Genomic DNA, 13,662 nt, shown 5'->3' with positions numbered 1-13,662 from the left:
CCCCTTGTGCGTGGGGTGCCGGGCCTCTGCCGTGCTGACGACCTGGGTCAGTGCCTACCGGCCCGGGTCGGGGTACCGACGCGCTGCGTCAGTGGGAGTGGCCGTGGCCGTGGCCCCCGGCGGCCGGCTCTTCCTCTTCCTTCTTCTCGACGACCAGGGTCTCGGTCGTCAGGAGGAGGGAGGCGATGGAGGCGGCGTTCTCCAGGGCGGAGCGGGTGACCTTGACCGGGTCGATGACGCCGGCCTTGACCAGGTCGCCGTACTCGCCGGTCGCGGCGTTGAAGCCCTGGCCCTTGTCGAGCTCGGCGACCTTGGAGGTGATGACGTAGCCCTCGAGGCCCGCGTTCTCGGCGATCCAGCGCAGCGGCTCGACGACGGCGCGGCGGACGACGGCGACACCGGTGGCCTCGTCGCCGGTCTTGCCCAGGCCGTCCTCCAGCACCTTGGCGGCGTGGACGAGCGCGGAGCCACCACCGGAGACGATGCCCTCCTCGACCGCGGCGCGGGTCGCGGAGATGGCGTCCTCGAGACGGTGCTTCTTCTCCTTCAGCTCCACCTCGGTGGCGGCGCCGACCTTGATGACGCACACGCCGCCGGCCAGCTTCGCGAGGCGCTCCTGGAGCTTCTCGCGGTCCCAGTCGGAGTCGGTGTTCTCGATCTCGGCCTTGATCTGGCCGACCCGGCCCTGGACCTCGGAGGAGTCGCCGGCACCGTCGACGACCGTGGTGTCGTCCTTGGTGACGGTGACGCGGCGGGCGGAGCCGAGCACGTCGACGCCGACCTGGTCGAGCTTGAGGCCGACCTCTTCGGAGATGACGGTGGCGCCGGTGAGGACCGCGAGGTCCTGGAGCATCGCCTTGCGACGGTCACCGAAGCCGGGAGCCTTGACGGCGACCGCGTTGAAGGTGCCGCGGATCTTGTTGACGACCAGGGTCGACAGGGCCTCGCCCTCGAGGTCCTCGGCGATGATCAGCAGCGGGCGGGAGGAGTTGGTCTGGATGACCTTCTCCAGCAGCGGCAGCAGGTCCCCGATGGAGGAGATCTTGCCCTGGTTGATGAGGATGTAGGGGTCCTCGAGGACGGCCTCCATGCGCTCCTGGTCCGTCACGAAGTACGGCGACAGGTAGCCCTTGTCGAAGGCCATGCCCTCGGTGAAGTCCAGCTCCAGGCCGAAGGTGTTGGACTCCTCGACGGTGATGACACCGTCCTTGCCGACCTTGTCCATCGCCTCGGCGATGAGCTCGCCGACCTGCGTGTCCTGCGCGGACAGCGCGGCGACGGCAGCGATGTCGGCCTTGTCCTCGATCGGGCGGGCGGTCGCGAGGAGCTCCTCGGACACGGCCTTGACGGCGGCGTCGATGCCCTTCTTCAGGGCGGCCGGGGAGGCGCCCGCGGCGACGTTCCGCAGACCCTCGCGCACGAGCGCCTGGGCGAGCACGGTGGCGGTGGTCGTACCGTCACCCGCGATGTCGTTGGTCTTGGTCGCCACCTCCTTCACCAGCTGGGCACCGAGGTTCTCGTACGGGTCGTCGAGCTCGACCTCGCGGGCGATCGTGACACCGTCGTTGGTGATGGTGGGGGCGCCGAACTTCTTGTCGATGACGACGTTGCGGCCCTTGGGGCCGATCGTCACCTTGACCGTGTCGGCAAGCTTGTTGACGCCGCGCTCGAGGGCGCGACGGGCGTCCTCGTCGAACTTCAGGATCTTCGCCATGGGAGCGGTTCAGCCCTCTCGGAAAACGTGGGAGAAACGAACTGCGCCCCCAGCACCCGGCTTCACAAAGTCGCGGGGCCAGGAGCGCAGTTCACTGCAAAACTGGGTGAATTACTTCTCGATGATCGCGAGCACGTCGCGAGCCGAGAGGACGAGGTACTCCTCGCCGTTGTACTTCACCTCGGTACCGCCGTACTTGCTGTACAGGACGACGTCGCCGACCTTGACGTCGAGCGGCAGGCGCTCGCCGTTCTCGAAGCGACCCGGGCCCACGGCGAGGACAGCCCCCTCCTGGGGCTTCTCCTTCGCGGTGTCCGGGATGACCAGGCCAGAGGCGGTGGTCTGCTCGGCGTCGAGCGGCTGGACCACAATGCGGTCCTCGAGCGGCTTGATGGCAACCTTGGAGCTGGTGGTCGTCACGATCCGACCTCCCCCTTCGGAGATCTCACGGGGCTAACTGTCTGAGGTGGCGACCAGGTGGATCCGTCGTCGCGGGTGCCGGACCTGCCCGTCGCTATTGGCACTCTCCAGTGGGGAGTGCCAGACCTGAGACTATGACCGTGATTAGCACTCGGTCAAGCGGAGTGCCAATGCCCGCGGCGCGTCGGCCGGTTTTCAGCCTGGGGAGTGTCCTTTGTTGCCGCGTGTTCGTGTGGTCCCCCGGGCCAGGGGCTGCCGCCCCCAGGCCCCCCGCTTCGGCCCCTGGCACAGGCCTCGTCCCCGAACTCCCGCAGAGGGGGTGCCCCCGGACGGGCTGAAAACAGACCCGCTGAAATCAGAACCCCGGCGCTCAGACGTAGTCCTCCAGCCTGGCCACCGTCAGGCGCTGCTCCTGTACGTGTCGCAGCAGGCGGGTCGTCCGTTCTCTCAGGCCCGGGCCCGTCGACTCGTCCGGGGCTACGGCGATGATGTCGCCGGGGTGGAGGCGGTGGGGGCCGTGGGTGTAGGTGAGGCCGGTGGGGCCCATCGCGGCGCGCCAGAGGACGACGGCCTCGATGCCGCAGTCGGCGGCGGCGCGTCGCGTGGTCGTGTCGTAGATGCCGTAGGGCGGGCGGAAGAGGCGGGGGCGCAGGCCGAAGCGGGAGCGGAGCTTGTCCTGCTGGCCGCAGATCTCGGCGCGCTGGCCGGCGTAGGGCAGACCGCGCAGGGCCGGGTGGTCCAGGGTGTGGTTCTGGATGTTCGCGCCGACGGACCGGAGGCGGGCGAAGTGGGCGTAGCCCGGGCCCACCACGCGGTCCGTGAGGAACAGGCTCACCGGGAGGCGCAGTTCGCGGACCATGTCGACGAAACGGGGGTCGCGTTCGGCGCCGTCGTCGTAGGTGAGGAAGACGACCCTGTCGGTGGTCGGGACGTGGTCGACGACCGGTGGGAAGGCCGCTCCCGGGCTGCCCGCCAGGGAGCGGGCGGGGTGGCGCGGCGCGGGGGCCATGGGTGCCGTCAGGCCCCAGCGACGGTACGCGTCCTGCCCGGCCGGGCCGTGCGGGCGGACCCGGGCGGCGGCCTTCTTGCCGAGCCGTTCGATCGGGTCGACGGACTGGGCGCAGCCCGCCAGGGTCGCCAGTGCCGTGAGGGTCGTCAGGATCAGCAGTACGGCCGGCAGCCCCCGCGTCCTCACAGGTAGTCCTCCAGTCGCGCCACCGCGTATCCCTTCGCCGTGACCTTGTTCAGGAACCGGCGGACCATGTCGGGCATCGTGCCCTTCCAGTCGCCGCGGCCGCGGAAGTGGCTCAGGACGATGTCGCCCGGGTGGAGGTCCCGGTCCCACTCGCGGTACTCCCAGTGGTCGACGAAGACCTCCTCGGCCCAGAGCGGGACGTGGCGCACTCCGCAGGTCTTCGCGGCGCGCAGGGTGTCCTGGTCGTAGTTGCCGAAAGGCGGCCGGAAGAGGGTGGGGCGCTTGCCGTAGCGCTTCTCGATCACGTCCTGCATGCCGCAGATCTCGCGCTTCTGGCGGGCGTAGGAGAGGGCGGGCAGGTAGGGGTGGTGCAGGGTGTGGTTGTTCAGCCCCACGCCCCGGTCCTGCATCTGCTTGAAGTAGCCGTAGTCGTCCTTGACCAGGTAGTCGCTGAGGAAGGCGGTGTACGGGATCTTCAGCTCGCTCATCATGCGCAGGAACGCCGGGTCCTTCTCGGCGCCGTCGTCGATCGTGAGGAAGACGACCCGGTCCCTGGTCGGGATCGTGGTGAAGACCGGCGGGAGGCCGAGTTCCTCGTGATCGTCGACCTCGAAGCCCTTGCGGGTGGTGATCTCCGGTGTGTGCGCGGGCGGCGCCGGGGGTGTCAACGGGACCTGCTTCAGGCCCCAGCGCTTCGCCGCGGCGACCCGGGCCCGGTGCGCGGCGCGGAGCCTGTTGGCGTACGAGTGCAGGGCGCGGGCGGGCGGGGCCGCGGGGGGCGGCCCCGCCTTCTCGGGCTGCTGGCCCGGAGCGGGGCGCGCCGGGCGGCCGGCGCCCTCGCCGCCTCCCGCGCAGCCCGAGGCGATGGTGGCCAGCGCGAGGACGGCGATCAGGCTCCGCACGCCCGCACGCCCGCGCATCCGGCAGCGCCGACGCGACACCCTAGAACAGCCGCGCTTGTCATCATTTTGTACGACAGGTCCCATGGCGCCGGATCCTCGCAGTCACCGTCCCGGAACCCCGTCCGACACCGCTGCCGGGGCCACACCGTCCACCGACTGGCCCAAAGAGCCCGGCAGCGGCGGGCGGTGACCTGCGCGGCGGGCGGCTGGTCGACAATGAGGTGGTGAACGACCTCGCTCCCCTCCTGAACCCCGAGGGCCGTGCCCTCCTCGACCTGGTGCGTGGCACCGCGCCCGCCGAGGAGCTCGCCGTCGCCACCCGGCTGCGCCGCGAGCACCCCGCCGATCTGGTGTCCGCGGCGCTCGGCCAGGCCCGGCTGCGGCAGCGGGCGGCGGCGAAGTTCGGGGCCGAGGACGCGGAGCGGATGTTCTTCACGCCGAACGGGGTGGAGCAGTCGACGCGTACGAGTGTCGCCGCCCACCGGGCCGAGCGCATGAAGGCGCTCGGCGTGACGTCCGTCGCCGACCTGTGCTGCGGGATCGGCGGTGACGCGATCGCGCTCGCCCGGGCCGGGATCCGGGTGCTGGCCGTGGACCGGGACCCGGTCACGGCGGAGGTGGCCCGCGCGAACGCCGAAGCGCTGGGGCTGAGCCAACTGATCGAGGTGCGCGAGGCGGACGTCACCGAGGTGGACACCGGTGGCTACGACGCCGTGTTCGTCGATCCGGCGCGCAGGGGAGGCCGCGGGCGCATCTTCGATCCCGAGGCGTACTCGCCGCCCCTGTCGTGGGCGGTCGGCGCCGCCCTCGCCGCCCCGCGCGCCGCCCTGAAGATCGCGCCCGGTGTGCCGCACGAGGCGATCCCGGCCGAGGCCGAGGCCGAGTGGATCTCGGACGGCGGGGACGTGAAGGAGGCGGTGCTGTGGTTCGGCACCGAGCCCAGGGCCGTGCGGGCCACCCTGCTCCCGGGGCCGCGGACCCTGCTCGGCTCCGGGCTGCCCGACCCGGACGTCCGGCCGGTCGGGCGGTATCTGTACGAGCCCGACGGCGCCGTCATCCGGGCCCATCTGGTCGCCGACGTGGCCCGGGAGCTCGACGGCGGGCTGATCGACGAGACCATCGCGTACATCACCGCCGACACCCTGCGCCCCACCCCGTACGCCACCGCCTACGAGATCACCGACCGGCTCCCGTTCAACGTGAAGAAGCTGAAGGCGCTGCTGCGGGAGCGGGGGGTCGGGATCCTGACCGTGAAGAAGCGGGGGTCCGCGGTGGAGCCGGAGGAGCTGCGGAAGAAGGTGCTTCCCAAGGGGCAGGGGCCGAATTCGGCGACCGTGTTCCTGACGCGGGTGGCGGGGGCGCCGACGATGCTCGTCGGGGCCCCCGCCAGGCCGGCCGTTACTGCCGGTGGAGCGTCTTGAGCGGTGCCAGGTTCGGCTGGGCGCCGACCTGGCCGGGACGCTGCACGGTGGTGGCCGGGGCGTCGCCGTCGGTGCGCGCGGCGAAGGCGCTCGCCGACGTGCTCGGCGGGATGACGCCGTTGAAGTACGGGTGGTAGTCGACGTAGGCGCTGCCCGGACCCATCGTGGCGCCCACGGTGTTCAGCGCGGCCGGGGAGATCGAGCTGTTGACGCCGAAGGCCGCCGTGAAGTTGACGCTGGCCGTCTCACGCTGGAAGTAGCTGGTGAGCTCGGCCGACGGGGCGGCGGCGCTGCTGGTCCACAGGAGCGGCCCGAAGACGTTCATCGCCGAGGCCGCCGACACGCCGTCGCGCCAGGAGCCGGAGTAGGCGAGGCCGGTCTGGCTCGGCGCGGACCACCAGAACATCGCGATGGCCACCGAGATCGACGGATCCGTGGTACCCGAGATCGGGTAGTACGAGTACGTCGACGGCCAGCGCGAGAAGCTCGAGTGGGTCAGCGCGTACTTCGCCGCCGAGCCGACCGTGATGATCATGGTCTTGTCCGGGTTCAGGCTGTTGAGGTACGTCTGCACCGACGCGGTCAGCTTGTTGCCGTTGGTGAGCACGACACCGCCCGCGCTGGCGGCGCCGTCGGAGCCGGCCGCGGCCGCCGCCGAGAGAGCCGCGCGGTACTCGGTGCCGCCGGCCAGGAAGACGTACTTGGGGGCGGAGCTGATGGTCTTGCTCACCATCACCGAGGTCGCGTATCGGTCCGCGCCGGTCAGCCGTACGGGGACGTAGCCGAGCGCCTTCACCTGGTTGAGGACGTTGTTGTCGAGGACGGACGCGCTGCCGACCAGGTACACGGGCTTGCCCGGCTGCAGCATCCGCTTCAGCTCGTTCTTCGTCGTCGAGGACAGCCCGGTCTTCTGGGTCATCAGCACCGGGCCCTCCTTCCGGCCGGCCAGGGCGGGCGCGGCGACGGCGTACGCCGGGTCGTCCTGGTTGACCAGCACCGCGGACTTGGCGTTCATCAGGCCGGGCTCGCTCTGGCCGACGGTGTTCCAGGTCCAGCGGGAGGAGGCGGTGGCGGTGAGGTAGTCGTTGGCGCCCCAGACCCGCGCGGTGCTGTTCTTGCGCAGGGCCTGCCAGCTGGGGTTCCCGACGTAGTTGCTCTGCGCCGCGCCGGTGACCGGGGTCAGCTCGCCGGTCACCGTGTCGACGTACTCGACGGTGTGCACGTCGTCGCTGTTCGGCGAGGTGTGGGCGTCGAAGACGATCCGCTTGCCAGTGGGTGACCAGGACGGAGCGGCGTACCGGCGTGGGCCGGTGGTGAGCTGCTTGACGTCGGTGCCGTCGGCGTTCGCCGTGAAGATCTGGGGGTTGCCGTCGGTGTCCTTGCGGACGAACGCCAGCTTGGTGCCGTCCGGCGACCAGGCGGGCTGCTCGGCGTCGGCCAGTGCGAGCTTGACCGTGTTCGCGGCGCCGTCGTAGACGTACACGCCGGCACCGGCGTTGCAGCTGCCCGCGCGGCGCTCGAAGGCGACGAGGCCCTTGACGTTCACGCTCGGTTCGGAGTCGCAGACGGTGGCCGGTTCCAGGTTCGCCGGCAGCAGCGGGCCGGGCGCCCACGACGCGTCGGAGGGACCGTAGGCGAGCTGGCCGCCGCTGGCGAAGACGACGTAACGGCCGCCGTTCCAGAAGGTCAGGTCCTCGTACGGGGCGCTGGAGCGCAGGCCCTGCGCCCACGGCAGGGTGATCTTCTTGGTGCCGTTGGGCAGCACGCTGGAGATCTGGCCGGAGACGCTGACCACGCGGCTTCCGTCCGGCGCCCAGGTGGCGTAACTCCCCACGTTGGGGATCGTGCTGGTACTGCCGGTGACGGGGTCGATCAGCAACCCTCCGTCGTTGAGGATCCTGCCTTCGGTGCCCGGCCAGGGCCCGGCGTCGTCGGCGACGGCGCCGGGTGCGGCGGCCAGGGTGCCCGCGGCGGCGAGCGCCGCCACGGTGGCGAGCGCCGCGGCACGGCGGCGCGTGAACAGTCTCAAGTTGTAGACCCCCGGGGATCATGTGATGGCGCATGCTGTCGATGGAGCCGCGCGCGGGCCTGGTCGGCGTCGTCCCCCGTCGCCAATACCTTCGGCCACACAGTCGTTTCACAGCGGCCGGATCACTCTAAGTCGCCGCAGGCGCAAAGGGAACGGGAATACAAGCAACATGTGTTCGAAGTTGCCGGAAGTTGCCGGAAGTTGCCGGTTTTCGAGCTGCTTCAGGTCCCACGGCACTCGTCGGCCCGTGCCCGCAGCAGCTCCCGTTCCCGCTCGTTGCCCGTCAGCTCCGCCGCCCGCTCGAACTCGGCCCTCGCCTCCGCCGTCCGGCCCAGCCGCAGCAGCAGGTCGCCGCGGACGCTGGGCAGGAGGTGGTAGTCGCGGAGCGTCGGTTCGGCGACGAGGCTGTCGACGATCTCCAGCGCGGGCCCCGGACCGTCCGCCATCGACACGGCGACCGCGCGGTTGAGTTCGACGACCGGCGACGGGGTCCGGGCGGCCAGCAGTCCGTACAGGGTGGCGATGGCCGTCCAGTCGGTGTCCTCGTAGGTGTGGGCGTGCGCGTGGCAGGCGGCCACGGCGGCCTGGAGGGCGTAGGGGCCGGGAGCGCCGGTCGCGGTGGCGCCGGACCGGTCGAGGGCGGCGATGCCCCGGGCGACGAGCATGCGGTTCCAGCGGCGCCGGTCCTGATCCTTCAGGAGGACGGGCCTGCCGTCGGGGGCGGTGCGGGCGGCCGTGCGGGACGCCTGGAACTCCAGCAGCGAGACCAGACCGTGGACCTCGGGCTCCTTCGGCATCAGGGCCGCCAGCTGCCGGGCCAGCCGCAACGCGTCCTCGCACAGTGCCGGGCGCAGCCAGTCGTCGCCTGCGGTGGCCGCGTACCCCTCGTTGAAGATGAGGTAGATGACGTCGAGGACCGAGCCGAGCCGGGCCTCGCGGTCGGGTCCGTAGGGCACCTCGAAGGCGATGTTCCTGGTGGCCAGGGTCTTCTTGGCGCGGACGATGCGCTGGGCGACGGTCGGTTCGGGGACCAGGAAGGCGCGGGCGATCTCGGGTGTGCTCAGGCCGCCGAGCAGGCGCAGGGTGAGGGCGATGCGAGCCTCGGCGGACAGCACCGGGTGACAGGCGGTGAAGACGAGCCTGAGCAGGTCGTCGTCGATGGCGTCGGGGTCGGCGGGCTCCTCCGGCGGGGCCGTCGGGTCCAGGCCGCGGCCGATCTCCTGGAGCTTGCGGGCGTAGTTCTCCCGGCGGCGGACCAGGTCGACGGCGCGATGCCGGGCGGTGGCGGTGAGCCAGGCGCCGGGGTTGTCCGGCACCCCGTCGCGCGGCCACTGCTCCAGCGCGGCGACCAGCGCGTCCTGCGCCAGCTCCTCCGCGATGCCGACATCCCGGACGACCCGGGCGACGGCGGCGATGACGCGGGGAGACTCGAGACGGAAAACAGTCTCGATGGCGGTACGCGGATCCTTGGCGGTACGAGGATCCGAGGCGGCGCGGGGATCCGGGGCAGTACGGGGATCCGAGGCGCCGTAAGCGTCCAACGCGGTACGGGAATCCGAGGCGGCGCCGGAATCCGGAGCGGTACCGGGTTCCGAGGCGACGCCGCGATCCGGAGCGGTACGGGGATCCGAGGGGGGCTGTTGGTCCACAGCCCACCATCGAACACCCCGGCAGTCGTTCAGGCCAAGGAAGGCTCAGCCCTCCGCGATCTCCCGCACCTCACAGGTCACCGTCCAGTGCTCCTCGTGCACCTTCAGGAACCGCTTCGTCCACTCGATGGCCTCGGCCATGTCCTTGCACTGCATGAGCGCGTAGCCGCCGACGACCTCCTTGGACTCGGTGAAGGGTCCGTCGGTGAGGGAGATCTTCCCGCCCTCCCAGTGCGCGCGGACGCCCTGCGCGGACGGGGTGAGCCCGGCGGTGTCGAGCATGACGCCGGCCTTGGTGATCTCCTCGATCAGCTCGCCCATCCGCTGCATCAGCTCGGGGCTGGGGCCCTCGGCGGGGGCGGTGGCCTCGTCGATCTTCACGAGCGACAGGTAGCGGGGCATGGTGACTCCTCGGGTGCGGTGAGCCGGGTCCTTCCCGGCCTCTCACCCCTTCGTCGAACGGGGGACGGCCGGATCGACACCCTCGCCGCATTTTTCCCGGGAAAGTCTTCCGCCCGGCGTTTCCGCAGGTCGCGCCCGCTTCCCACGCGTCAGCCCGGCCGCCGTCGCGCCCACCGCGAGCAGCGCCTGGTTCACCTCAGCGACTCCCACAGCCCGCTCGCCGCCGGTTCCTGCGCCACCACCCGGTTGGGATCGGAGGGGGCCGCCACCACGGGCATGGTCACCGTCTTGAGCCGGGCGGCCGAGAGGCCCTTCAGGCTCTGGCCGAGTTCCATCAGCTCGGCGAGCGAGTCGAGGCCGGTGTCCGTGGTGAGGCTGCCGGTGACCGCTTCGGCGACCGCGTACAGCCGGGTGGGGCTGGTCAGCAGGTCGGTCGAGGCGATCTGCTCCAGCAGGGCCTTCACGAGGGTCTGCTGGAGGCCTATCCGGCCGAGGTCGCTGCCGTCGCCTATGCCGTGCCGGGTGCGGGCCAGGGCGAGCGCCCTGGTGCCGTCCAGATGGTGGGTGCCGGCCGCGAGACGCAGATGGCTGTCGTCGTCGTCGATGTCCTCGTCGGTGGTGACGGTGACCCCGCCGAGCGCGTCCACGAGCTTCGCGAAGCCCGAGAAGTCGACCTCGATGTAGTGGTCCATGCGGACGCCGGTGATCGACTCGACCGTCTTCACGGCACACACGGGACCGCCGACCGAGTAGGCGGTGTTGAACATCGCGCCGTACGCCACCGCCGTCGAACCGCCGTCGGACAGCGGGCAGGAGGGGCGGGTGACGAGGGTGTCGCGCGGGATGCTGACAACGGTGGCCGTCGTCCGGCCCGCGTCGATGTGCACGACCATCGCGGTGTCGGAACGGGCGCCGGAGCTGTCACCGCCGCCGAGCGCCTGGTTCTCCTCGCCGCTGCGCGAGTCCGAGCCCAGCACCAGGATGTTCACGGCCTCGGTGGGCAGCGGGGAGGCGGACGCCGAGCCGGACGGGGCAGGGGTCGTGACCGCCTTCGCGGGGCGGTCGTCGCCGAGCGCGGTGTCGATGTCGACGCTCTTGATGTTGTCGTTGAGGTGCCAGTAGGCCCAGCCCGCCGTCCCGATGCCCACCACCAGGGCGGCGGCCAGTGCGATGCCGGCGGCCTTCAGCGCTCTCGACCGCCGGCCCGTCTGTCTGCCCGCGTCGCCCTGCTCCTCGTGTCGCGTCACGCACAGGAACGTAAGTCCGAATTATGAGCGAACTGTTAGGACCGCTGCCTGACGGCGAACTTCTTGTGAAAATCTCACGTTCCTCAGCCCAGCGTCACCGTCGGCACCGGATTGCTGCCGCTCCAGTTGGCGTTGAACCCGAAGCTCACCGAACCCCCGTCCGCGACCGTCCCGTTGTACGAGGCGTTCACGCACGTCACGGCCGCCCCCGACTGGGTGCAGCCGGCGTTCCAGGCCTGGGTGATCTGCTGGCCCGCGCCGTACGTCCAGGTCACCTTCCAGGAGGACAGCGCGGCGCCCGAGCAGGAGAGCGTGACGTTCCCGGTGAACCCGGTGTTCCACTGGCTGCCCACGCTGTACGCCGCCGCGCACGCGCCGGTCGGTGGAGGTGTCGTCGTGCCGCCCAGCGCCTCCGCGATGCCGTAGTACGCCGGTTTCGGCGCGTAGTTCGCGTCGTACGGCGTCGCCGCCCCCTGCCCCGGGAAGGTGCTCTCCACCCAGGAGTCGGAGTCGGTGAAGCCCCACACGGTGAGGTTCACACAGCGCGTCACCGCCACGCAGGCCGCGGTGACCGCCTTGTAGTCGGCCTTCTGCTGGGCCAGCTTGGCGCTGTCGGACGGGAGCGTCATCCGGATGTCCAGCTCGGTGATGGCCACGTCGACGCCGAGGTCGGCGAAGCGCTGGATGTTCTGCTGGAAGGTGGAGGGGACCTGACCGAGGATGAGGTGGGCCTGGAGGCCGACCCCGTCGATCGGAACCCCCCGTTCCTTCAGCGACTTGACCAGGTTGTACAGGGCGGTGCTCTTCGCGTTGACGCCCTCGACGTTGTAGTCGTTGATGTACAGCTTCGCCGCCGGGTCGGCGGCCCTGGCCCAGGTGAGGGCGTTCGCGATGTAGTCCGCGCCGAGGCCGTTGTACCAGAGGGTCGAGCGGTAGGTGCCGTCCTCGTTGAAGGGCTCGTTGACGACGTCCCAGGCGGCGATCTTCCCCTGGTAGCGGCCGACCTCGGTGTTGATGTGGTTCTGGAGCAGGGTGGTCAGCTGGGCGGACGTCCAGCTGCCGTTCGTCAGCCAGCTCGGGTTCTGGCTGTGCCAGACCAGGGTGTGACCGCGCACCTGCTGGCTGTGGGCCTGCGCGAAGGCCACGATCTGGTCGGCCTCCGCCCAGCTGAAGGAGCCTTGGGTCGGCTCCACCGAGCCCCACTTCATGGCGTTGCCGGGGGTCAGCGAGCCGAACTGCGCCCCGGCGAGGTCGCCGTAGGTCCCGGTGAGCTTGGACCCGGTGACCGCGGTGCCGACGACCTTGCCCTTGGCCGCGCCGAGCTCGCGCAGCGGCGTGTCGGCGGCGTGCGCCACTCCGGTCAGGAGGGCGCCGACGGTGGCGGCCCCGGCGAGCAGGGCGGCGAGACGTGCACGTATCGACGAACTGGAGGATCTCATTGCGGGTGCCTCCGAAAGTTTCGGTCGTGCAACCGATTGACTTCGGAGGAGTGTGGGGGCGTTCGTCACACCCGTCAATACGTCAACTTCCGGCCACCCGTGTTCCTACCGGGCGGGCGGAGCCCCGGTGCTCGTCCGCACCACCAGACTCGTCGCCAGCTCCACCCGCGTCGCCGTCGGCGTCTCCTCGGTCCTGGAGCGCCCCAGCTCCAGCACCAGCCGGGCCGCCGCCTCGGCCATCTCCGTGAGCGGCTGCCGTACGGTCGTCAGCGGCGGGCCCACCCAGCGGGCCACCGGCAGATCGTCGAAGCCGACCACGCTCACGTCCTCCGGGATGCGCAGTCCCAGCTCACGGGCCGCCTCGTAGAAGCCGAGCGCCTGGAGGTCGTTGCCCGCGAAGACGGCGGTGGGCCGGTCGGGGCGGTCGAGGAGCTCGCGGCCGAGCCGGTAGCCGGTCTCGTGGTGGAAGTCGCCGGTCTTGATCAGCTGCTGGTCGACCGGCAGCCCGGCCGTCTCCAGCGCGGCCCGGTAGCCGTCGATCCGGGCGCGGCTGCACATCATCTGCGGCGGCCCGCTGATCGCCCCGATCCGCCGGTGCCCCAGCTCGACCAGGTGCCGGGTAGCGGCCAGGCCACCCTGCCAGTTGGTGGCCCCGATGGACGGCACGTCGGCCCCCGGGTCACCGGCCGGGTCCATCACCACGAACGGGATGGACCGGCTGGTCAGCAGCGCCCGCTGGGACTCGTCGAGCCCGGAGAGGACCAGCACGACACCGTGCGGGCGGCGGGCCGCGACCTGGTCGGCCCAGGTCCGGCCGGGCGTCAGCCGTCCGGCGCTCTCGCTCAGCACGACACTCAGCCCGGCGTCCCGCGCCACGTTCTCCACGCCCCGGATGACCTCCATCGCCCAGGCGCTCTCCAGCTCGTGGAAGACCAGGTCGATCAGCGGGGAACGGGTCGCCTCGGCGCGGCGGCGGCGGTAACCGTGGGCGCGCAGCAGTTCCTCGACGCGGGTGCGGGTCGCGGGGGCGACATCGGCTCGGCCGTTGAGGACCTTCGAAACAGTCGGTGCCGATACGCCGGCCTCACGGGCGATCTCCGCAAGCGTCGCGGTCTGCGTCGGCCGCGCTTCTGTCCGTGCTGCTGTCCGGGTTTCCGCGGGCTCCGAGGGTGTCATGGCGGCGATCGTATCGCCACGCGACCTCTTGACGAACCTATTGCGACGCCATAGGTTCCCGGAACATT

The 13,662-nt window shown here is 71.1% G+C and carries 11 protein-coding genes; 1 reads left to right on the top strand and 10 read right to left on the bottom strand.

Translation table 11 applies throughout. The annotated features are described in order from the left end of the window. Positions 1–88: 88 nt before the first annotated feature. From groL to ACFWBD_RS36925, 4 genes are all read right to left on the bottom strand, one after another. Positions 89–1,714, bottom strand: a complete 1,626-nt coding sequence (gene groL / locus ACFWBD_RS36940) for a chaperonin GroEL (RefSeq protein WP_385677040.1) — start codon at positions 1,712–1,714, stop codon at positions 89–91. A gap of 111 nt (positions 1,715–1,825) precedes the next feature. Then, positions 1,826–2,134: a co-chaperone GroES gene (groES, locus tag ACFWBD_RS36935; RefSeq protein WP_020132158.1), complete on the bottom strand. Its 309-nt coding sequence runs from the start codon at positions 2,132–2,134 to the stop codon at positions 1,826–1,828. 370 nt (positions 2,135–2,504) lie between these two features. Beyond that, positions 2,505–3,329 (bottom strand): polysaccharide deacetylase family protein, encoded by an 825-nt coding sequence (locus ACFWBD_RS36930; protein WP_385677037.1) that lies wholly within the window; start codon positions 3,327–3,329, stop codon positions 2,505–2,507. Next, positions 3,326–4,249 (bottom strand): polysaccharide deacetylase family protein, encoded by a 924-nt coding sequence (locus tag ACFWBD_RS36925; RefSeq protein WP_385677034.1) that lies wholly within the window; start codon positions 4,247–4,249, stop codon positions 3,326–3,328. The genes ACFWBD_RS36930 and ACFWBD_RS36925 overlap by 4 nt, the downstream gene beginning before the upstream one ends. Before the next feature lie 206 nt (positions 4,250–4,455). Here ACFWBD_RS36925 and ACFWBD_RS36920 point away from each other — a divergent pair, with 206 nt between their 5' ends. Further along, positions 4,456–5,652 (top strand): methyltransferase domain-containing protein, encoded by a 1,197-nt coding sequence (locus tag ACFWBD_RS36920; RefSeq protein WP_385677031.1) that lies wholly within the window; start codon positions 4,456–4,458, stop codon positions 5,650–5,652. Here ACFWBD_RS36920 and ACFWBD_RS36915 read toward each other — a convergent pair. The 6 genes from ACFWBD_RS36915 to ACFWBD_RS36890 form a co-directional block, all read right to left on the bottom strand. After that, positions 5,630–7,681 carry a TolB family protein gene (locus tag ACFWBD_RS36915; RefSeq protein ID WP_385677028.1) on the bottom strand — a complete coding sequence of 684 codons (2,052 nt, stop codon included), beginning with the start codon at positions 7,679–7,681 and terminating at the stop codon, positions 5,630–5,632. The genes ACFWBD_RS36920 and ACFWBD_RS36915 overlap by 23 nt on opposite strands. A gap of 221 nt (positions 7,682–7,902) precedes the next feature. Continuing rightward, complete coding sequence (locus ACFWBD_RS36910; protein ID WP_385677046.1) at positions 7,903–9,132, bottom strand: RNA polymerase sigma factor; 1,230 nt, start codon at positions 9,130–9,132, stop codon at positions 7,903–7,905. Between the two features lie 243 nt (positions 9,133–9,375). Beyond that, a complete protein-coding gene (locus ACFWBD_RS36905; RefSeq protein WP_351757808.1) occupies positions 9,376–9,732 on the bottom strand; it encodes a YciI family protein in 357 nt (118 codons plus the stop codon). 191 nt (positions 9,733–9,923) lie between these two features. Continuing rightward, on the bottom strand, positions 9,924–10,979 hold the full coding sequence (locus ACFWBD_RS36900) for an LCP family protein (protein ID WP_385677023.1): 1,056 nt from the start codon (positions 10,977–10,979) through the stop codon (positions 9,924–9,926). Between the two features lie 83 nt (positions 10,980–11,062). After that, on the bottom strand, positions 11,063–12,418 hold the full coding sequence (locus ACFWBD_RS36895; RefSeq protein ID WP_385677020.1) for an endo-1,4-beta-xylanase: 1,356 nt from the start codon (positions 12,416–12,418) through the stop codon (positions 11,063–11,065). Positions 12,419–12,523: 105 nt separating this feature from the next. Continuing rightward, positions 12,524–13,594 (bottom strand): LacI family DNA-binding transcriptional regulator, encoded by a 1,071-nt coding sequence (locus tag ACFWBD_RS36890; protein ID WP_385677017.1) that lies wholly within the window; start codon positions 13,592–13,594, stop codon positions 12,524–12,526. Positions 13,595–13,662: the final 68 nt, after the last annotated feature.

The organism is Streptomyces sp. NPDC060002 (assembly GCF_042737245.1).
Lineage (GTDB): Bacteria > Actinomycetota > Actinomycetes > Streptomycetales > Streptomycetaceae > Streptomyces.
Note: the sequence above shows the minus strand (reverse complement) of the source record. Positions and strands in the feature narration are given on the sequence as shown.

Coding starts and splice junctions, on each gene's coding strand:
- ACFWBD_RS36890 (WP_385677017.1), bottom strand. CDS start 13,594: ATGACACCCTCGGAGCCCGCGGAAACCCGGACAGCAGCACGGACAGAA.
- ACFWBD_RS36905 (WP_351757808.1), bottom strand. CDS start 9,732: ATGCCCCGCTACCTGTCGCTCGTGAAGATCGACGAGGCCACCGCCCCC.
- ACFWBD_RS36925 (WP_385677034.1), bottom strand. CDS start 4,249: ATGCGCGGGCGTGCGGGCGTGCGGAGCCTGATCGCCGTCCTCGCGCTG.
- ACFWBD_RS36895 (WP_385677020.1), bottom strand. CDS start 12,418: ATGAGATCCTCCAGTTCGTCGATACGTGCACGTCTCGCCGCCCTGCTC.
- groL (WP_385677040.1), bottom strand. CDS start 1,714: ATGGCGAAGATCCTGAAGTTCGACGAGGACGCCCGTCGCGCCCTCGAG.